The organism is Micromonospora aurantiaca ATCC 27029 (assembly GCF_000145235.1).
In the GTDB taxonomy this organism is placed as follows: domain Bacteria; phylum Actinomycetota; class Actinomycetes; order Mycobacteriales; family Micromonosporaceae; genus Micromonospora; species Micromonospora aurantiaca.
In genome coordinates this window covers 1,250,890-1,270,775 of sequence record NC_014391.1, presented here as the reverse complement: position 1 = coordinate 1,270,775, position 19,886 = coordinate 1,250,890, and the positions used below count along the sequence as shown (strand labels likewise).

Genomic DNA, 19,886 nt, shown 5'->3' with positions numbered 1-19,886 from the left:
CGCTTCCGGAAGGACACCCATGCCCGACCGCTGCCGGGAGGCGCGCGGATGAGCGCGGTCATCGAGATCGCCGGCCTCCGCAAGACGTTCCACACGCTGCGCCAGGGGCGCCGGGTCGCCGTCGACGGCTTCGACATGCTGGTCGAGGCGGGCCAGGTGCACGGCTTCCTGGGGCCGAACGGGTCCGGGAAGACCACCACGCTGCGCGCGCTGCTCGGGCTGGTCCGGCCGGACGCCGGGCGGATGCGCGTGCTGGGTGCCGAGTCCCCCGAGCACCTGCCGGATGTGGCCGGCCGGGTCGGCGCGATCGTGGAGAGCCCGCAGTTCTTCGCCAACTTCACCGCGCACCGGACGCTGCGGCTGCTGGCCCTGGCCGGGGGTGTGCCGACCGCCCGGGTGGACGAGGTGCTGGAGCAGGTCGGGCTGCGCGACCGGGGCGACGAGCGGGTCAAGGGCTACTCGCTGGGCATGAAGCAGCGGCTGGCGGTCGCGTCGGCCCTGCTGAAGAACCCGGAGCTGCTGATCCTGGACGAACCGGCGAACGGGCTGGACCCGGCCGGCATCCGGGAGATGCGCGACCTGACCCGGTCGCTGGCCGAGGCCGGGGTGACGGTGCTGCTGTCCAGCCACATCCTCGCCGAGATCCAGTTGATCTGCGACCACGTGACGATCGTGAGCCGGGGGCAGCGGGTCGCGTACGGGCCGGTGGAGGAGGTGCTGGCCGGCTTCGACCAGCACCAGTGGCGGGTCCGGGTGGCCGATCCGGAGCAGGCCGGGCAGGTGCTGGGCCGCGCCGGCCTGTCGGTGGCGGTAGCGCCGGACCACCTGGTGGTGACCGGTGTGCAGGATCCGGAGACGATCAGCCGGACGCTCGGCGAGCAGGGCATGTGGGTACGCGAGCTGGTCCCGCTGCGGCCGGACCTGGAGAGCGTCTTCCTGGAGCTGACCGGCGGCAACGAGCACGTGGCGGTGCCGCGGCAGGTCGACGGCGCGCCGCCGAGCGACGGAGTGATCGACCTCGACGTCCGGGAGATCCGGGAGGTGGACGCGTGAACCTGGTCCGTGCCGAACTGGAGCGGCTGGCCGCCCGGCGCTTCGTGCAGCTCATGGTGGTGCTGCTGGCTGCCGCCTTCGCGGTGACCGTGGTGACCACGCTCGCCGGTTCGCACCGGCCCGGCCCGGCGGAGCTGAGCCGGGCGCAGGCGCAGGCGGCGGAGAGCGTGCGCCAGATGGAGATGACGTACGACCGCTGCCTGCGGATCCGCGAGGGCACGATCCCGCCGGGCGAGAACGACTACCTGCCGCGCGACTGCGCCCAGATCGACCCGGCCCAGATCGAGGAGTTGCCGACCACGGCCGACTACCTCAGCGGTGTGTTCGTCTTCGCCAAGGAGGCCGAGCCGCTGCTCTACTTCCTGATCGCGTTCCTGACGCTGTTCGGGTTCCTGGTCGGCGCCTCCTACATCGGGGCCGACCTGAACTCGGGCGGGGTGGTCAACCTGCTGCTGTGGCGGCCCCGGCGGCCGACGGTGCTCGCCACGAAGCTCGGCACGCTGCTGGGCGGGCTGCTCGGCCTGTCGGTGCTGGCGTCGGCGGCGTACCTGGGGTCCTTCTGGTTGATCGGCCAGGCGTCCGGACTGGTCGGGCGGACCGGCGGCGACTTCTGGCCGTCGCTCGCAGCGATCTGGGTACGCGGGCTGATGCTGGTGCTGCTCGCCGCGGCGCTCGGGTTCGCCGTCGCCACGCTGGGCCGGCACACGTCGGCGGCGCTCGGCACGGTGGCCGCGTACGTGGTGGTGTGGGAGCTGGGGGCGCGGCTGGTGTTCCAGATCCTGGAGGTCGGCCGGCCGGACCGGTACATGCTGTCCAGCTATCTGGCGGCCTGGCTGTCCGGTGAGGTGCGGCTCTGGGACAACAACGCCTGCGGCCCCGGGATCTCCGGCTACTGCGACGGCTCCTACACGCTCACCTGGACGTCGGGGCTGGTGGTGCTGCTCGGGCTCACCGGCACGCTGGTGGCCGCCGCGTTCACGGTGTTCCGCCGCCGCGACCTGATCTGACCGGAGCCGCACCTCGGCAACTCCTTGCGAACCCTGACGCCATGATGAAGGATTCCTTCACATGGCGCCAGGGTGCACGACGCGGTCAGCCGACCGTCGAGCCGAACACCTCGTCGCGTACGGCGTCCAGCGCGGTACGCAGCGCGCCGCGCAGGATCGGTTCCTCGGTCAGCCCGGTGGTCACCACCCGGGGCCGGACCAGCGTGATCGCGGCGACCTCGTGCTGCACGCGCTCGGCCAGCGCCGCCCCGCCCGCCTGCCCGACCGCCCCGGCGAGCACCACGAGCGGCGGGTCCAGCACCACGCAGGTGCTCGCCACACCGAGCGCCAGCCGCCGGGCCAGCTCGTCGAGCATCGGACCACCGGCGGTGCCGGCGGCGATGGCCGCGCGTACCACCTCGGCGGCCCGGGCCGCCGCGACGCCCTGCTCCGCCGCCTCCGGGCTGGCGAAACCGTGCTCGGCGGCCACCGCGCGCACCGCGTCGGCGCCGACGAGCTGCTGGAACGCCGGCTTGGCCCGCTTGGACACGTCGCGCGGGATGGGCGCGCCGGGCACCGGCAGGTAGCCGATCTCGCCGGCCGCGCCGCTGCTGCCGTGGTGCAGCCGGCCGCCCAGCATGATGGCCAGGCCGACGCCCGCGTCCACCCAGACCAGCACGAAGTCGGCGGTGCCACGGGCCGCGCCGGACTGCGCCTCGGCCACCGCCGCGAGGTTCACGTCGTTCTCGAACACGACCGGGGTGTCCAGGTCCTCGCGCAGCGCGGCGAGCAGGCCGCTGTGCCAGCGCGGCAGGTTGAACGCGAACGTGATGTCGCCGGTCTGCGGGTCGACCAGGCCGGGGGTGCCGAGCACGACGCGCCGGACGGCGGACAGCTCCGCCCCGGCGCTGCTCGCCGCCTGGACCACGGCGTTGTGCACCACGCCGACCGGGTCGTCGGTGTCCTTCGTGGACTGCTCGACCCGGCCGGCCACCGTACCGGTGATGTCGGCGCAGGCCGCCACCACCCGCTCCGCGCCCACCTCGACGCCCACCACGTACGCGCTGCTCGGCCGGACGGCGTAGAGCTGCGCGTTCGGGCCCCGCCCGCCGGCCTGCTCGCCGACCCGGGCGACCAGGCCGCGCTCCTCCAGCCGCTCGACGAGCTGGGACGCGGTGACCTTGGACAGCCCGGTCAGCTCACCGATCCGGGCCCGGGTCAGCGGACCGCGTTCGAGCAGCAGCTCCAGGGCCGCACGATCGTTGAGCGCCCGCAGGAGTCGGGGGGTGCCGGGCAGCCGGGTCGCACTCATGCCAACGTCCTCAATTTTCAGTAAAGTTTTCTAACCACAAAACGCCTGCCAAGGGGTGCCCGTTAGCGTATCGGCCACCCCCATCCGCAGAGGTCGGACGACCCGGCAGGGAAAGGGGATACTCGTGGGTCTGGATCCAGGACTGCGCCGGCTCGCGCTGGGCACGCTGCTGGCCGCGTACCCGGGACCGGTCCCGCCGGACTGGGCGGTCGACCTGCTCGCCGACGGGCTCGCCGGGCACACCCTGTTCGGCACCAACATCCACGACCCGGCCCAGGTGGCGGCGTCCACGGCAGCGCTGCGCGCCGGCCGCCCCGACGTGATCGTGGCGATCGACGAGGAGGGCGGCGACGTCACCCGGCTGGCGCACGCCACCGGCAGCCCGTACCCGGGCAACGCCGCGCTCGGCGCGGTGGACGACCCCGACCTCACCCGCCAGGTGTACGCGGCGATCGGCGCGGAGCTGGCAGCGCTCGGTATCACAGTCGACCTCGCCCCCACCGTCGACGTGAACACCGCCGACGAGAACCCGGTGATCGGCACCCGCTCGTTCGGGGCGGACCCGAAGCGGGTCGCTGTCCACTCGGCCGCCGCCGTCGCCGGTCTCCAGTCGACCGGCGTGGCCGCCTGCGCCAAGCACTTCCCCGGGCACGGTGCCACCGTCGCCGACTCCCACCACGAGCTGCCCACAGTCGACGTGCCCCCGGCGGTCCTGCGGGAACGCGACCTGCCGCCGTTCGCCGCCGTCGTCGACGCGGGCGTCCGCGCGGTGATGACCGCGCACATCCGGGTGCCGGCGCTGACCGGCGACGGCCCGGCCACGTTCAGCCGCGCGGTCCTGCACGACCTGCTGCGCGTCGAGTACGGCTTCACCGGCGCGATCATCACCGACGCGCTGGAGATGAAGGGCGCCGTGCTCGCCGCCGGCGGGGTCGGTGCGGGCGCGGTGCGGGCCCTGGCCGCCGGCGCGGACCTGCTGTGCATCGGCGCCCGGGTGGACGCCGAGCTGGTCGAGTCGGTCGCCGCCGAGATCGTCGCGGCGATCACCGACGGCCGGCTGGCTCGGGAGCGGGTCGAGGAGGCCGCCGGCCGGACCGCCGCGCTCGCCGCCGCCACCGGCCCCGCCGACGCCCCGCCGCCGGCCGCCGACGGCCTCGGCTACGCCGCCGCGCTGCGGGCGGTACGCGTCGAGGGCGACCTCACCCGCGACACCGCACCGCTCGTGGTGCAGGTGCACGCCACCTCCACCATCGCCGAGGGGCGGGTGCCCTGGGGGCTCGGCCCGCACCTGGCCGCCGGGGTCGAGCAGGCCCGCGCGGTGGCGGGCGACACCGACCCGGACCAGTTGCGGCGGCTCGCCGGGGACCGGCCGGTCGTGCTGGTCGGCCGGCACCTGCACCGGCTGCCCGGCGCGCGCGAGCTGGTCGAGGCGCTGGCCGCCACGCATCAGGTGACTGTGGTCGAGATGGGCTGGCCGGGCGCGTGGCGGCCGGCGGGCGCGCGCGCGTTCGTCGCCACCCACGGCGCCAGTCACGCCAACGGCCGTGCCGCCGCCGACGCGCTCGGCCTGACCGCCTGACCCACGCGCCCCACCCGGCCCGCTGCCCTGAAGGGCGGCGGGCCGCTCTCTTGAACGCGTTCAAGTTCTGTCGTACGCTCACGGTGCCCGAGATTTGAACACGTTCAAGAGAGGCGACAGGGATGGACGTGAAGGTCTGGATGTATCTGGCCTACCTGACGGTGAGCATCGGCCTCACCATCTGGGTGGCGCGGGCGCTGTCCCGCAACGGGCTGGTGTTCCTGCAGGACGTGTTCGCCGACAGCCGGCTGGCCGAGGCGGTCAACAGCCTGCTGGTGGTCGGCTTCTACCTGCTCAACCTCGGCTACGTCACGGTGGCGATGAAGGAGTCCGGTCCGGTCGGCGACGCCAGCCAGGCGCTGGAGCAGCTCTCGCTGAAGGTGGGGCTGGTCCTGCTGGTGCTCGGCGCGCTGCACTTCTTCAACGTCTTCGCGCTCGGCCGCTACCGCCGCGGCCGCCTGCGGCAGCAGGCCACCCACCCGCCGCTGCCGCCGGTCGGAATGCTCCCGCCGCAGGGCGGACCGGTACCGGCGGGTCCGAACCCGCCGGCCCGGTGACGTCCGCCCCGGGCGGGCGCCGGCAGGATCCCACCGGGCACGGGGCCGGTGGGATCCGCGGGTTCACCGTCCTGTTCGACGCGGACTGCCCGATGTGCCGGGCCGCCCGGCGGTGGCTCGCCTCGCGCGCCCAGCTCGTACCGCTGGAGTTCGTGCCGGCCGGGTCCGCCGAGGCCCGGCGGCGCTTCCCCGGCCTGGACCACGACGCCGCGCTGCGCGACCTGACGGTGGTGGCCGACACCGGCGCCGTCTACCGCGGCGACGGCGCCTGGTTCGCCTGTCTCTGGGCGCTCGCCGAGCATCGCGGTACGGCCGAGCGGCTGGCCCGGCCGCACCTGCTGCCGCTGGCCCGGCGGGTGGTGGCGGCGGCCTCAGCGGTCCGCGAACGGATCCGGGAACCGGGATACGGTGACGACGATGACCGAGCAGAGTGCGCCGACGACCGCTGCGGGTGGACAGGGGTCGACGGCCCGGGGTGAGCAGACCCGTCAGCTGATCCTGGACACGGCGATGCGGCTGTTCCGCGAGCGCGGATACGCGCGGACGACGATGCGCGCGGTCGCCCAGGAGGCAGGCGTGGCGGTGGGCAACGCCTACTACTACTTCGGCTCCAAGGAGCACCTGGTCCAGGAGTTCTACGCGGGCACCCAGCGCGAGCACCGGGAGGCGGCCGCGCCGGTGCTCGCCCGGGAGCGGGACTTCGGCCCGCGACTGGCCGGGGTGCTGCACGCGGGCGTCGACGTGCTGAGCCCGTACCACGCGTTCGCGGGCGCCTTCTTCAAGACGGCGGCCGAGCCGACCTCGCCGCTCAGCCCGTTCTCCGCCGAGTCGTCGGCGCCCCGGGACATGTCGATCGCGCTGTTCCGCGAGGCACTCACCGGGTCCACCGTCAAGCTCGACGACGAGCTGCGCGAGGCGCTGCCCGAGCTGCTCTGGCTCGGCTACATGGGGGTGGTGCTCTACTGGGTGCACGACCGCTCGGAGGGGCAGGTCAAGACCCGGCAGCTCATCGACGGCGTGGTGCCGCTCGTGGACCGGCTGGTGGGGCTGTCCCGGCTGCGCGTGCTGCGGCCGGTCACCCGTCAGGCGCTCGCCCTGATCCACACGCTGCGTCACTGACTTCGCCGCCGCGCCTGCCAGCGATTGCGCAGGTGAGAGTCCGTAACCGGACAGTGGCACACCCCTTGTTGACCACCGGCACTAACACATAGCGTTACCGATGTCGGGGCCTGGGGGAGAGCAGCGGACCGTGGATCCGGCCCGGGATCCACGGTCCGCGCCAGGCCGGGGATCCAGGCCGGCTCAGCGGGGGAAGACGCCGAACGCGGTGAGGCCGCGATCCGGGAACCCGGCCGCCTCGGCCACCCGGCCGGACGCCGCGTTGCCCGGGTCGTGCAGGTAGGTGGGGATCGCCCCCTCGTCGAGCACCCGGCGGGCCGCCTGCGCGACCAGCCGCCGGGCCAGGCCGCGCCCGCGCGCCGTCGGCACCGTGCCCACCGCCAGCTCGTGGCCGTACGCGTCGTGCCGCTTGATCCCCACGCCGGCCCGGTACGCGCCGTCGGCGCCCCGGACCACGAGCACCTCCCGGTCGAACAGCCGCAGCCACGGCGGCAACCCGGCCAGCGTGGGCGGCACCCACTCCCCCACCTCGGGCAGCGGCGCCGGGTCGGTGCACCACCGGAAGACCGAGGTGTGCGCGATGAACTCGGGCATGCCGACCGCGCCCGGCAGGTCGGGCAGCCACTCCCCGAGCGGCCGGTCCCGCACCAGCGTCCGGACCGCCTCGACCCGGTCGGCGGCCACCGAGAGGACGGTGCTGCCGCCCGCTGTCACCGCGACGGCCGGGCGCAGCCGCCCGTCCCAAGCCGGGCGGGCGCGGCGGTAGGACCGGACCACGTGCAGCCCGGGGCCCGCCGGCCACTGCCCCAACCAGGTCGCCAGATGAAGGAAGACCCGCCGGTCGAGCACGTGATCATGGTACGCCGGGACGCCGCGCCCGTGCCTGCGGAATTCGCCGATCGCGGCGCGGTTGAGACGCGCGGCAGGCGGGTAGAGGGTCGGCACGCCAGCGACGGGCGCCGATTCCTGGTTCCGCCACCGGCCGCAGGAACCCCGGCGCTTCGCGGAACCGAAGGCATCGCCCCTGCGTCATATTCATTTCCATACATGGACAAGTTTCTCTGGGACGGTAGTGGTCATGCCTCACGAACCGAATGACCGATTCCAGCAGGACGCGGAGCGCGGCTGGCGGGCCGCCGCAGACGCCGGGCGGTTCCCGGCGCAGCCGGCGTACCGCGAGGCCCGCGACCGAGCGCTCTCCTGGGCCGAGCTGAACGCGCAGCCGGCCGGCACCGCCGCCTGGCGTGGCCTCACGCCCCTCTGAGAGGGCGGGCGGCGACACACCGGCCGGGCGGGCGTACCGGCCTTCGCACACCTGTGCGGTAGCGTCTTGTGGTCCGATTTCCGGCCTACGACAGGAGAAGCTCCGCGCATGGGCAAGAAGACGATCCACGTCTCCGACTTCACCGGTCAGGTGCTCAGCCCCGACGACGAGGTGGTCAAGGTCGTCGTCCTGGAGCACCCGGACCTGGTCGCCGGCCCCGTGCAGCTGGACGCCACCGCGGTCGAGGTGGAGAGCATCGACGACGCGGCGCTCGACGTCGCGGTGGTGGAGATCCACGACCGGCACGGCCACGGTGAGCCGCGCCGGGTGGTGCTGACCGCCAGCGAGTTCGACGCGATGGCGACCGACGTGCCGATGGCGCAACTGCTGCGTACCGCCGAGCGGGTCAAGCCGCCGAAGGCCCGCCGCGCCACCGAGAAGATCGACTACGGCACCATCGAGCACGCCGGGCGCCCGCACCGCGGCCGGGTCACCGAGGAGGAGGCCCGGCTGGTCCGGGAGCACCTCGACGAGGTGAACAAGCGGCTGGCCGACGCCGGCATCCGCCAGGTCGACCCCGCCGACCCGGAGCACGCCGCCCGGTACGGCTTCCCCACCGCCGGCTGACACCCGGACGCCGGGCACGCGCCCCCGTGACGCGTGCCCGGCGCGGTGTCAGGCCCCTTTCCGGGTGATCTCGGCGAGCGCCGCCTCGAACGCCGACTCCAGCGCGGACTTCTCCAGGCCGAGGCCGCGCAGCACGCCGTCGTCACCCTCCTCCTCCAGCAGGGCGAGCAGGATGTGCTCCGTACCGATGTAGTTGTGCCCCATCCGCAGCGCCTCCCGGAAGGTCAGCTCCAGGACCTTCTTGGCCCGCGCGTCGTAGGGGATCAGGTCCGGGACCGGGTCGGCCTTCGCCGGCAGCGTCGCGGTGACGACCTCCCGCAGCCGCTCCAGGGGTACGCCCCGAGCCACGATCGCCGCGGCGGCCAGCCCTTCCGGCTCGGCGAGCAGTCCGAGCGCGACGTGCCCCGGGGTGATCTCGGCGTTGCCCGCGGCCCGCGCCTCCTCCTGCGAGGCCAGCACCACGTTGCGGGCGCGTGGGGTGAACCGGCCGAACCCGGAGTTCGGGTCGAGCGCGGCGGCGGTCTCCGCCTTGGCGGCGGAACGCTTCTGGGCGGCCTGCTTCGTCACGCCCATGCTGCGGCCGATCTCCGTCCACGAGGCGCCGGAGCGGCGCGCCTGGTCGACGAAGTGCCCGATCAGGTGGTCGGCCACGTCGCCCAGGTGGTCGGCGACGAGAACGGCGCCGGCCAGCTGATCGAGCGCGTCGGTGTGCGCCTTCTTGATGCCGTCGATGAGGTCGTCGAGTCGTACCGGCTGGGTCATCTTGAGCGGTTCGGTCTCCTCCATGCGTCAACCATAGGTTGACGATCCCCCGACCGTCAACCCTCGGTTGACGGCACCGTCCGCGTCGCATGATGATCTCGACGCGGGTACTGTCGGTCGAGGTGAGCACCCATTCGACACTGCTGTTCGTGCTCGCCGCCGTCGCGGTCGTCATCGCAGTGCGGTGGGTGGCCTCCCGGACCGGCCTGCCGGCAGCCGCGCTGCTGCCACTCATCGGCATCGCGTACGCGCTGCTCCCCGGCCCCAACGTCAGCCTCGACCCCGACCTCGTGCTCATGGTCGTGCTGCCGCCGCTGCTCTACAGCGCCGCGCTGGACTCCTCCCTGCTGGACATCCGCCGCAACCTGCGGATCGTGGTCAGCCTCTCCGTGGTGCTGGTGCTCCTCACCGGACTGCTCGTGGGCATCGGGTTCCACCTGTTCGTGGCCGGCGCGACGCTGGCGGCAGGCATCGCTGTCGGTGCCGCGATCGCGCCGCCCGACCCGGTCGCCGCCCTGGCCGTGGGCCGCCGGGTCAACCTGCCGCCGAAGATGGTCACGATCATCCAGGGCGAAGGGCTGCTGAACGACGCCACCGCGCTGACCATGCTCAGCGTCGCTGTGGCCGCCGCCGTGGGCGGCACATTCTCGTTCCCCGCCGCGATCGGGCAGTTCGTGCTGGCGGCGGCCGGCGGCATCGCGGTGGGCGTGGTCGTCGCACGGGCGAAACGGCTGGTCCGGCCGCTCACCGCGGACCCGCTGCTGTCGAACGCGATCTCGCTCGCGACGCCGTTCGTGGCGTACCTGCTCGGCGAGGCGCTGCACGTCTCCGGCGTGCTGGCAGTGGTGGTCGCCGGCCTGATCGTCGGCCACCAGACGCCACAGTTCGGCTCCGGGGCCGCCCGCCTCCAGACCAACGCCGTGTGGCGGCTCGTCGACTTCCTCCTCGAAGGCTTCGTCTTCCTGCTGATCGGCCAGCAGCTCCCCGCCGTCATGCGGGGCCTGCGCCAGTACGAGACGTCGACAATCGTCATCGCCGTCGCCGTGTCGGTCGGCGTGGTGCTGCTTCTGCGCCCGGCCTGGCTGATCCTGACCCAGTGGCTCCCCCGGTCGCTGCACACCCGGCTCGGTGGCGTCGCCGAACAGGACGACACCGACGACCCTGATGCCGCACGCCGGCTCGGCGGCGTCGACCGCAACGCCCGCGGGCTGACCTCCCGCGAGGTGGTGGCCCTGAGCTGGTCCGGTACGCGGGGCGTGATCAGCCTGGCCGCGATCTTCACGCTGCCGCTGACCACCCGTAGCGGAGATCCCTTCCCCGATCGTGACCTGCTGCTGTTCTGCACCTTCGTGGTCGTCCTGGTGACGCTGGTCGGGCAGGGCCTGACGTTCGCGCCGCTCGTGCGCATGCTCGGCCTGCGCGCCAACGAGGCCGACCAGGCCCGGGTACGCAACGAGGCCCGCTCGGCCGCGGTGGAGGCCGCGCTGGCCCGCCTCGACCTCGTCGCCGCCGAGGAGCCGGACAGCAGGGTCGCCGTCGACACCACGCGGGCACAGTTGCAGACCCGGCTGGCCCGCTACCGGGGGCGGCTCGACCTGCTCCAGCAGAGCGGATCGTCGGAGCTGCCCACCTCACCGGAGTACGAGACGGCGCTGCGGGTCCGCAGGACCGTCCTCGAAGCGCAGCGCGAGGAGTTGCTGCGGTGGCGCGACTCCGGGCGGCTGCCGGACGAGGAACTACGCGTGCTGGAACGCGAACTCGACCACGAGGAGCTGCTGCTGCCGAAGCGGGCGCCGGGCTGACTCCGGACCCGGCGCCCGCCGACCGCCTCACAGCTGGCGCAGGATCACCGGATCCTTGATCTTCTTGTCGGCGGCCAGCAGCAACGCCTTGCTGATGATCTCGGCGAGCCGGCTGTCACCCTCGAAGGGCAGGTACATCTCCGGCTCCTTCGCCTTCGCCGAGTCCGGGATGATGCACAGGTACCGCTCGTCCGGTGCGATCAGGATGTTCCCGGAGCCGCAGTGGATGCGGTACGTGTGCAGGTCGCCGCGTACCTCCAGGAACCTGTCGGTGAGCGTGCACCGGTCGGCGATGGCCAGCCGGGGGATCAGGTCCGCCAGCACGTCCCGGCGCGTTCGGCCGGTCGGGGTCAGCTCGCCGAAGCTGCTCTGCGCCCAGTAGTCGCGATACCGGCCCTGCGGCCCACCGTCGTACCAGTTCGGGTCGGCGCCCACCCCGGCCGCGGCCACGAACAGGTCGACGTCGCGCATCACCTCGCTCAGCACGACCGGCGGCACCTCCGCCAGCGGAACCGGCAGGCGCTCTCCCCGGATGAAGAACAGCTGGTCGGTCCCCATCGTGTCGAACACGAGGTCGTCGCCCCGGTCCTCGATCCCGGCGACACCCAGTTCGGCGCGCAGCCCCCAGTCCGGGAGGGCCAGCCAGGGCAGGTCGTACGAGGCCCCGTCGTTGCGGTGCTGGACGTACGACCAGCCACGCCGGGACAGCAGCGCGTTGAGCCGGTGCTGGCGCACGATGTGCGCGGCGAACCGGTTGGAGTACATGCCCGTGGCCCGCTCCGCGTCGGTGAGCAGGTACTGCTCCCGGTGCGCCTGCTTGAACGGCTGGGTGATCCCGTGCCGGGTCAGGAAGTCCCGCCACGGCCCCACCGCGTCGGGGTCGAGCACCGGATGCCACAACCGGACCGTCGCCTCGTCGGCCGGCTCGACCATTGTGTCGTCCACTGTTCGCAGCGCCTCACCGGCCCAGCAGCAGGCCACGCCGTCGACGGTCCAGATGAGACGCCGGGCCAGCGTACGGGCCAGCGGATGGTCCAGGAACCGCTCGCGCCACTGCTCGACGGTCCACGAACGGTCGCGTCGCAGCAGGCCTTCCAGCCGGTCGCGGGTGGCGACGAGCGTCGCGGCGACGTCGGCGACAGTCGCCTTCAGCTCCTTCACCTCGTCGCCGTGGTCCCTGCGCACCTGGGCCGGAGGCGTCTTGACCACCTTGCCGTCCGCGTTGCGCCACACCACTACGGCGTCGACACCGCGCACCTCCAGCTCGTACGAGCAGTCGCCCAGCTTGTCCGCGAGCGGCAGCCCGAAGCCGGGCAGGGCCATCTCCTCGACGTCCTCCCGGCTGACACCGCGCGCCTCGGCGTGCCGGGTCAGCCCCTTCTCCACCAGGCGCAGCGTGCTCTTGTAGGTCAGCCGCGAGGACAGCCGGGCCAGTTGGGCGAGGGCGGCGGGGTGATCGGTGTCGACGAGCGCCGCCACAGCGACGTTCGCCAGTTTCGGGCTCGCCGGGCCGTGGCCGGAGATCTTGCGGGCGGCCCGTTCCGCGATCTGGCCGAGGCTGCGCAGTGTCTGCTCGGACGGCTGGCACATCGTCCGCATCCAGATCAGTCCCCACAGCAGCCCGACGTTGTAGCGGTCGATCATCCGTGGTGGCATGTCCTCGATGTGGCCGGGGCAGCACGCGGTCATGCGCAGCGGCAGGCTGCGCGCCTGCCCGACGAGCGGGAGCCAGTCGTCGAGCCGGGCGGTGAAATCGTCGACGCCCACCGCGTCGAGCAGCGACCGGGCCTGCTTGCGCCAACCGGCCGTCGGCTTCGCCTTGTCCACCTCGACCGGACAGTGCGCCAGCAGCGCCTCCCACGCGGACCGGCGATCCGCCGGCATCGCCTCGACGTCCGCGATCGCGCGGTCGGCCCACTGCTCACCGACGTTGGGGATCGGCCACATCCGTTCGGCCTCGTCGCTGATGTCGCTCAGCGAACGTTCGAGCCGGGTCCGGCGCCAGGTCGCCAGCGCCGCCGGGTTCACCCGCCCGGCCGACGCCTCCGCCTGGATGGCCTCCCAGGTGAACCGATTGAGGTGCCAACTCCAGTAATTGAATCCCAGCCAGGCCTGAGTGCCCAGCCGGCCGAGCCAGGCCGAGCCGTCGAGGCCGCCGCCGGAGCGCACGACACGGATCAGTCTGGTCTGCTTGTCACCGCTCTCCCCCGGCACCGTCAGCGCGTCGAAGACCACCTGGCGCACCGGCGCCGGTTGCGCGGCCAGAAGTTCTTCCGTCCGGCGCCACGCCTCGCCCCGGGCCCGGTCCCACACGCTCACGTCCTGGTGCGGCCGCCCTGGCAGGTGGCCGACCATTGTCAGCGCGGCGGCGGCACGGCGGTCATGATCCGCGTCGTCGCCGGCCAGGTCGGTCACGGCGGCGGCAACCGACTCGGCCTTCCGCACGGCCTCCGACAGCAGCTCCTCCTGCGGCGGAGCGGGATCACCGGACCGGCGCGTGTCGTTGAGCGCGGCGAGCAGCGCCGGAACCGAACCGGCCGGCGCCCAGCCGAACACGGCCACCACACCGTCGAGGAAGTGCCGCAGGTGATGCTCGTTGAAGGTCTGGTCGTCGCTCTCGCGCCAGCCACTGGCGGCGTCGACCACCTCGCGCAGTGCCGCCTGCACGTCCTGCGTGTCCACTCAGCCACCCACCAGTGGGACGAGTTTGAGGAAGGTGACCCGGGATCCGGCGTGCAGGTGGATCTTCTCGCCCAGGTCGGTCACCTGGCGGTCGTCGACGAGCACCACGAAGGCGTTGCGGCGGAACGCGTCGAGCGTCAGACGGGTGCGCTCCCCCGCATCGGCGTCCACACCGGACTCGGCGATCTCCAGCGAAACCCGCCGCCGGATCAGCTCGTCGAGGCGTACCTCCTCCTCGAAGACCTCGATGGTCCACGTGGGCCCGCTCGGAGCACCGACGACCTCGTCGGTGACTGTGATCAATGGCATGGCGGAGAAGGTAACGCCTCCCACCGACACCGCACACATTTGTGTGACCTGACCGCGTACCGGACAGTCTCCACCGTGTACGAGATCGTTCGGTGAAGGCGAGGTTATGAGCGTGTCCTCTCACGCGTACCCGGGCAGGGCCGACATGTCGACGGTGGTGGACGCGGCACGCCGCGGCGACCGGGCGGCGGTGGACGAGCTGGTCTCGCACTGTCTGCCGCTGGTCTACAACATCGTGGGCCGGGCCCTGAACCGGTCGGCGGACGTCGACGACGTGGTGCAGAACACGATGCTGAGCGTGGTCCGCGGGCTGCCGGGCGTACGCGAGCCGCAGCTTTTCCGCTCGTGGCTCGTCGCCGTCACCATGAACGAGATCCGCACCCACACGCAGCGCCGGCACACCACACCGGCGCCGCCGGAGGACATCGACAACGTGATCGACCCGCGCGCGGACTTCGAGGACCTGACCCTGACCCAGCTCCGCCTCGCCGACCAGCGCCGGGAGGTCGTCCTGGCCACGCGCTGGCTGGACGACGACCACCGCCACCTGCTGTCGCTGTGGTGGCTGGTCGAGGCCGGTCACCTCAGCCGCGCCGACCTGGTCGACGCCCTGAAGCTGGCCCCGCACCACGTGACAGTGCGCGTCTCCCGGATGAAGGCGCAGCTGGACACCGCCCGGCTGGTCGTACGGGCCCTCACCGCCCGGCCCGGGTGCGCCGGCCTGGCCGACACGGCCTCCGGCTGGGACCGCCGGCCCGCGCCGGTGTGGCGCAAGCGGTTCGCCCGGCACATCCGGGACTGCCCGCACTGCCCGGACGCGACGAACGACCTGGTCCCCGCCGAGCGGCTGCTGGCCGGCCTGGCGCTCACCCCGATCCCGGCCGGGCTCGCCTCGGACGTCACGCACCACCTGCGCACCGTCGCCTCGCCGTCGCACGTCGTCCCGGCCGGCACGCAGATCGTGACCGCCGGGGCGCGGTCGACGCTCTCCCTGTCCAAGACCCTGGTCGGCGTCGTCGCCGCCGTCGCCGTGCTCGGCGGGGGCGGGCTCGTTCTCGCCAACTACCCGGAGGAGCCGGGCCGGCAGGCGGCGAGCGCGGCAGCCGCGCAGCCCTCGGCCGCGACCGCCACACCGGCGCTCACGCCCTCCCCGACCCCGGTGGAGCCTTCAGCGACCACGGTGAAACCGTCCCCCACCACGGCGCGCCCGAGTCCCGCCAGGTCGGTGAAGCCGTCACCGAAGCCGACTCCGTCGCCGTCCCGGTCGGCCGGCACGTCGACGGGTGTCTCCGCCGCGGAACGGCGGCTGCTGGTGCTGCTCAACGAGCGGCGTCGCGCGCTCGGGCTGACCGAGGTCAAGCTCGGCGCGGCGCAGCACCGCGACGCGGAGGCCTGCGTACGGCAGAACCTGAACGCCGGCAGCGGGCTGAAGCACTGCGGGCACGAGGTGCTGTTCGCGTCGTCCGGCACCGCCACGCCGGAGCAGATGATCGAGGCGTGGTTCAACAGTCCCGGCCACAAGACGGCGCTGACGTACACCGGTTCCCGCTTCGCCGGCCCGGCCATCGTCTCCAACGGCAGCCGCCAGGTCGCCGCCATCAACATCGACTACTGAGAGCGGACCCGGATCACCGTCGCCGACTGTCGCTACGCTCCCCTGATGACGCACGAGAAGGAGATCGTCGAGCCGGTCGACCTGTGCATGCCGGACGGGCGGCTCAACCCCGCCGCGGTCGGCTGGACCCGCCGGCCGCTGCACCGGGCGAACCTGCGCGGCTGGGGAAGGGCCAAGCGGTGGGAGTACTGGGGGATCGTGACGCCCACCCACATCGTCGGCCTCGTCGCGTCGTCGCTGGACTACGCCGGGGTGCACGGCGTCTACGTGCTCGACCGCGCCACGAAGGTCGAGACCGGCAAGGACGTCGTGGTCCCCTTCGCCCGTGGCGCCGTGCTGCCGCCGGTCAGCGGCGTGGGCACCGTGCACGCGCGCGGCGGCGGCCTGTCGATCGACATCGACCAGACCACCGAGGGCAGCACGATCCGTGCCACCGCACCGGGCATCGAGATCGACCTCGTGGTGCCGCTCCCGCCCGGCCACGAGTCGCTCGGCGTCGTGGTCCCGTGGAGCACCCGCCGGTTCCAGTACACGGTCAAGGACGTCGGCCGCCCGGTGCGGGGCTCGCTGCGGGTGAACGGCACGACGCACGTCGTGCCCGAACGGGACTCGTTCGCCGTGCTCGACCACGGCCGGGGCAAGTGGCCGTACGCGATCACGTGGAACTGGGCGGCGGGCAGCGGACCGGACGTGTCGATCCAACTCGGCGGCAAGTGGACCGACGGCACCGGCTCGACCGAGAACGCGCTGTTCGTCGGCGGCCGGCTGCACAAGCTCGGCGCCGAACTGCACTGGAGCTACGACCGCCACGACTGGCTGCGGCCGTGGCGGATCAGCGGTGATCGGGTCGAGGTGGAGTTCCACCCGTTCCACGAGAAGATCTCGCGCACCAACCTCGGCGTCGTGGCCAGCGAGACCCACCAGTGCTTCGGGCACTTCTCCGGCTGGGCCCAGGCGGACGACGGCGAACGGGTGGCTCTGGACGGCCTGGTCGGCTGGGCGGAGGAAGCTCAGAACCGCTGGTGACGCAGCTGTGCGTTGACCTGCCGCACCACTTCCTCGGGAAGCTTGACCACGCGCCGGTCGTACGTGAGCAGGCCGTTGAGCTCGTCCTCCACGTCGGACAGCTGGGTGTAGACGGTCGCGCTCAGACCAGCCCGGATCGCGGGCACGATCTGCTCGGTGTGCAGCCGCGTGAACGCCTCCGCCAGTTCCTCGGTGCTCCGGCACCGCCGGTAGCCGAAATCCTTGCGGCTGAACGCGTGCCCGTCGACGCGCAGGTTGTAGCCGCCGTACTCGGACAGCACCAGCACCCGGCGGTCACCGCGTCGCCGCGGCACCCGGAAGCGGCGGAAGTACACGTGCAGGCTGCGCAGGTCGCCCCCGCGCTGGTCGTGCCATCCGCTGGCGTGGTCGACAGTACGGGTGGGGTCGAGTTCGGCGACGTCGCGGGCGATCCGGGCCGCGTCGAACTGCCCCCAGCCCTCGTTGAAGGGCACCCACACGGCGAGGCTCACCACGTTGCGCAGGTGCTCGACGGTGTCGCGCATCTCGGTCCGGAACCGGGCCCGTCCCCCGGCGTCGGCGCGGCCGAACCAGCGCCGCCACGGGCCCCGGTCGGGCAGCCGCAGCGGCGTCACCGCCGGCGCGGTGACGACCAGCGGGTGGTAACCGCTGCCGCCGTTGACCATGTCCTGCCAGACCAGCATCCCCAGCCGGTCGCAGTGGTAATACCAGCGCAGCGGCTCGATCTTGATGTGCTTGCGCAGCATGGTGAACCCGAGCCGCTTCATCGTGGCGATGTCGGCGATCATCGCCTCGTCGGAGGGCGCCGTGTACATGCCGTCCGACCAGTAGCCCTGGTCGAGGATCCCGGCGTGGAAGTACGGCCGGCCGTTGAGCAGCAGGCGGGGCACGCCGTCCCCGTCCGGTCCGACACCGAACGAGCGCATGCCGAAATAGCTGCGGACCCGATCCGCGCCCAGCTCGACGGTCACGTCGTAGAGGAACGGATCCTCCGGGCTCCACTGCCGTACCTCGGGGATCGGGATGCGCACCGCCACGCCGACCGGCGCGGTGGCCTCGGCCACCGCGATCCCGTCGGCCAGGATCCGGATGCCGGCGTCGCCGGCATCCGCCGTCGCGTGCGCCGTCACCTCGACGCACCGCTCGTCGAGGAGCGGCGTCAGGGTGAGGTGCCGCAGGTGTACGGCGGGCACGCTCTCGGCCCACACCGTCTGCCAGATCCCGGACTGGGCGGTGTACCAGATGCCGCCACGGCGCAGCCGCTGCTTGCCCCGGGAGTGGTGGCCGGTGTCGCTGTCGTCCTGGACCGCCACGACCAGGACGTTGGCGTCCTCGCGGAGCGCGTCGGTGATGTCGCAGGTGAACGGCAGATACCCGCCGGTGTGGCCGCCGACCGGGACGTCGTTCAGGTAGACCCGGCAGGTCTGGTCGACCGCGCCGAAGTGCAGCAACAGGCGCGAGCCGGCGGCGTGGAAGCCCGCCGGGAGGGTCAGCGGACGGCGGTACCAGAGCGTCTCGCCCGGCTGGAGCTGCCGCCCGACGCCGGAGAGCGCGGACTCCGGCGAGAACGGCACGAGGATATGGCCGTCGTAGCGTTCGGGCTCGGTGGGCGAGCCGGTGATCGCGTACTCCCACCGGCCGTTGAGGTTGAGACAGCTGTCCCGGGCGAACTGGGGACGGGGATAGTCGGGCAGGACACGCTCCGCGTCGAGCGTGGCACCCCACGGGGTCAGCAGCGTCATGCCGGGGCCCCCTGCTCCCGCCGCCGCAGGGCCACGGCCGGCACCGCGATGAGGACCAGCACGGCCAGTGCCATGAGGAAGATGCCCGGCGTCGGGACCTGCTTCACCACGCCGAGATCCTCGTAGACCTCGCCGGCGCCGGTGATCACGGCGGCGCCGAGGTACGGGCCGACGAGCATCGGAATGAGGATGGCGAAGACCATCCGCAGCCCTTGGACATGGCCGGCCCGGCCCGGTGGTGAGTAGTCGCGGACGAGGGCGCCGATCGGGGCGAGGACGAGCATGAAGCCCGACATCATCACGATCCCGGCGGCGATCACGGGAACCATGCCGCGGGCGAGGAACATGAGCGCCAGGCCGGTGCCGTAGACCACGACCGCCGGCAGCAGGAAACGCACCTTGCCGACGCGGTCGATGAGCCTACCGCCGACCACGCTCACCGCCGACGCCGTGACGAGGACGACGGCCAGGACGACGGCGTACCCCTCGATTCTCAGGTACCGCTGCAGGTAGATGATCAGATACGGCAGGAACACCTGCGTGGAGATCCCCCAGATCGACCAGGCCGCCAGCGCGAGGTAGAGCCCCGGGTTGGCCCGCATGGCAGCCGGGCGCAGACCATGGACGACAGCCCGCAGGTAGCCGCCCTCGTGCCGAACGACTGACGGGCTGTCCTCGACCAGGAACCAGGCCAGCACCCCGGCCACCGCCATGATCGCGCCGATGACCACGAAGAACAGCTGCCAGTTCCCGGCGCGGGCCAGCCCGTCGAACCCGCCGAAGATCACCAGCATCGAGACCAGCGGCATGATGGCGAGCACCGACTCGACCCGGCCGCGGTTCGCCGGCACCGTCACGTCGGTGACCCACGCCTGGAACGCCGCGTCGTTGGCCCCGGAGCCGAGGAAGGACATCAGGCAGTCCAGCGTGATGACCGCGATCGCCGTGACCAGCACGACGTTCGCCACGGGCGCGATGTCCTCCACGAAACCCACTGTCAGGAAGCCGAAGGCGGCTGTGGAGACGCCCCACAGCAGGTAGCCGCCGGCGATGAACGACCTGCGCCGGCCGGTCCGGTCGGAGAGGGCGCCGAGCAGCAGGGTGGCGACGGTGGCGGTCACGGCGCTGGCGGCGACCATCGTGGCGATCGCGTTCGGATCGTCGGTGATCGTGTCGTACACGAACAGGTTCAGGTAGATGTTCTCGATGGTCCAGGCCATCTGCCCGACGAGTCCGAGGACGATCAGCGCGGTCCAGGTGCGGGGCCGCAGGCCGGCTGGACCGGCCGACGTGGCCGGGGTGAGCACGCTCCGGGTGGCGGACACGACGGCCTCCTTCGACGGATCAGAATATGATCCGTCCCGTCCGGCCGTCGATGGGTCCGGGGTCGGCCACGCCGCCGCTGGAGAGCGGGCACGACGAAAAGGCCCTGGTACGGAGTAGCCGGACCA

The 19,886-nt window shown here is 72.7% G+C and carries 18 protein-coding genes; 11 read left to right on the top strand and 7 right to left on the bottom strand.

Annotated features, from left to right (window positions below):
* Window positions 1–48 precede the first annotated feature (48 nt).
* Complete coding sequence (locus tag MICAU_RS06210; RefSeq protein ID WP_013284439.1) at window positions 49–1,053, top strand: ABC transporter ATP-binding protein; 1,005 nt, start codon at window positions 49–51, stop codon at window positions 1,051–1,053.
* On the top strand, window positions 1,050–2,060 hold the full coding sequence (locus tag MICAU_RS06205) for an ABC transporter permease subunit (RefSeq protein ID WP_013284438.1): 1,011 nt from the start codon (window positions 1,050–1,052) through the stop codon (window positions 2,058–2,060). The genes MICAU_RS06210 and MICAU_RS06205 overlap by 4 nt, the downstream gene beginning before the upstream one ends.
* 85 nt (window positions 2,061–2,145) lie before the next feature.
* Here the strand turns inward: MICAU_RS06205 and MICAU_RS06200 are convergent, their stop codons facing one another.
* Entirely contained in the window at window positions 2,146–3,351 is a 1,206-nt protein-coding gene (locus MICAU_RS06200) for an ROK family transcriptional regulator (RefSeq protein WP_013284437.1), read from the bottom strand.
* Window positions 3,352–3,475: 124 nt separating this feature from the next.
* Here MICAU_RS06200 and MICAU_RS06195 point away from each other — a divergent pair, with 124 nt between their 5' ends.
* The 4 genes from MICAU_RS06195 (at window position 3,476) to MICAU_RS06180 (ending at window position 6,606) form a co-directional block, all read left to right on the top strand.
* Window positions 3,476–4,930 carry a glycoside hydrolase family 3 protein gene (locus tag MICAU_RS06195; RefSeq protein WP_013284436.1) on the top strand — a complete coding sequence of 485 codons (1,455 nt, stop codon included), beginning with the start codon at window positions 3,476–3,478 and terminating at the stop codon, window positions 4,928–4,930.
* A 122-nt stretch (window positions 4,931–5,052) separates the two neighbouring features.
* A complete protein-coding gene (locus MICAU_RS06190; protein ID WP_013284435.1) occupies window positions 5,053–5,487 on the top strand; it encodes a hypothetical protein in 435 nt (144 codons plus the stop codon).
* Window positions 5,484–5,966: a thiol-disulfide oxidoreductase DCC family protein gene (locus MICAU_RS06185; protein WP_013284434.1), complete on the top strand. Its 483-nt coding sequence runs from the start codon at window positions 5,484–5,486 to the stop codon at window positions 5,964–5,966. Before MICAU_RS06190 ends, MICAU_RS06185 begins: the two co-directional genes overlap by 4 nt.
* Window positions 5,905–6,606 (top strand): TetR family transcriptional regulator, encoded by a 702-nt coding sequence (locus tag MICAU_RS06180; protein WP_013284433.1) that lies wholly within the window; start codon window positions 5,905–5,907, stop codon window positions 6,604–6,606. Before MICAU_RS06185 ends, MICAU_RS06180 begins: the two co-directional genes overlap by 62 nt.
* Window positions 6,607–6,789: 183 nt before the next feature.
* Here the strand turns inward: MICAU_RS06180 and MICAU_RS06175 are convergent, their stop codons facing one another.
* A complete protein-coding gene (locus MICAU_RS06175) occupies window positions 6,790–7,455 on the bottom strand; it encodes a GNAT family N-acetyltransferase (RefSeq protein ID WP_174361700.1) in 666 nt (221 codons plus the stop codon).
* Window positions 7,456–7,684: 229 nt separating this feature from the next.
* Here MICAU_RS06175 and MICAU_RS06170 point away from each other — a divergent pair, with 229 nt between their 5' ends.
* Both MICAU_RS06170 and MICAU_RS06165 read left to right on the top strand, forming a co-directional pair.
* Window positions 7,685–7,870, top strand: a complete 186-nt coding sequence (locus MICAU_RS06170; RefSeq protein WP_013284431.1) for a hypothetical protein — start codon at window positions 7,685–7,687, stop codon at window positions 7,868–7,870.
* A gap of 108 nt (window positions 7,871–7,978) precedes the next feature.
* Window positions 7,979–8,497 (top strand): hypothetical protein, encoded by a 519-nt coding sequence (locus tag MICAU_RS06165; RefSeq protein ID WP_013284430.1) that lies wholly within the window; start codon window positions 7,979–7,981, stop codon window positions 8,495–8,497.
* A gap of 48 nt (window positions 8,498–8,545) precedes the next feature.
* Here the strand turns inward: MICAU_RS06165 and MICAU_RS06160 are convergent, their stop codons facing one another.
* Window positions 8,546–9,283: a Clp protease N-terminal domain-containing protein gene (locus MICAU_RS06160; RefSeq protein WP_013284429.1), complete on the bottom strand. Its 738-nt coding sequence runs from the start codon at window positions 9,281–9,283 to the stop codon at window positions 8,546–8,548.
* Between the two features lie 65 nt (window positions 9,284–9,348).
* On the opposite strand from MICAU_RS06160, the gene MICAU_RS06155 reads away from it, so the two are divergent.
* Complete coding sequence (locus MICAU_RS06155) at window positions 9,349–11,061, top strand: Na+/H+ antiporter (protein ID WP_013284428.1); 1,713 nt, start codon at window positions 9,349–9,351, stop codon at window positions 11,059–11,061.
* Between the two features lie 27 nt (window positions 11,062–11,088).
* Here MICAU_RS06155 and MICAU_RS06150 read toward each other — a convergent pair whose 3' ends face one another.
* Window positions 11,089–13,743 carry a DUF4132 domain-containing protein gene (locus tag MICAU_RS06150; RefSeq protein ID WP_244879730.1) on the bottom strand — a complete coding sequence of 885 codons (2,655 nt, stop codon included), beginning with the start codon at window positions 13,741–13,743 and terminating at the stop codon, window positions 11,089–11,091.
* Window positions 13,744–14,052, bottom strand: a complete 309-nt coding sequence (locus tag MICAU_RS06145; RefSeq protein ID WP_225319728.1) for a hypothetical protein — start codon at window positions 14,050–14,052, stop codon at window positions 13,744–13,746. It abuts the gene before it with no gap.
* A gap of 106 nt (window positions 14,053–14,158) precedes the next feature.
* On the opposite strand from MICAU_RS06145, the gene MICAU_RS06140 reads away from it, so the two are divergent.
* Window positions 14,159–15,667: a sigma-70 family RNA polymerase sigma factor gene (locus MICAU_RS06140; protein ID WP_013284425.1), complete on the top strand. Its 1,509-nt coding sequence runs from the start codon at window positions 14,159–14,161 to the stop codon at window positions 15,665–15,667.
* Window positions 15,668–15,712: 45 nt separating this feature from the next.
* The gene (locus tag MICAU_RS06135; protein WP_013284424.1) at window positions 15,713–16,693 is read left to right on the top strand and encodes a DUF2804 domain-containing protein; all 981 of its coding nucleotides are present in this window, start codon (window positions 15,713–15,715) and stop codon (window positions 16,691–16,693) included.
* Here MICAU_RS06135 and MICAU_RS06130 read toward each other — a convergent pair.
* Window positions 16,678–18,435 (bottom strand): glycoside hydrolase family 2 protein, encoded by a 1,758-nt coding sequence (locus MICAU_RS06130; protein ID WP_013284423.1) that lies wholly within the window; start codon window positions 18,433–18,435, stop codon window positions 16,678–16,680. The two genes, MICAU_RS06135 and MICAU_RS06130, sit on opposite strands and share 16 nt — an antisense overlap.
* Window positions 18,432–19,760 (bottom strand): MFS transporter, encoded by a 1,329-nt coding sequence (locus MICAU_RS06125; RefSeq protein WP_013284422.1) that lies wholly within the window; start codon window positions 19,758–19,760, stop codon window positions 18,432–18,434. Before MICAU_RS06125 ends, MICAU_RS06130 begins: the two co-directional genes overlap by 4 nt.
* Between the last annotated feature and the right edge of the window lie 126 nt (window positions 19,761–19,886).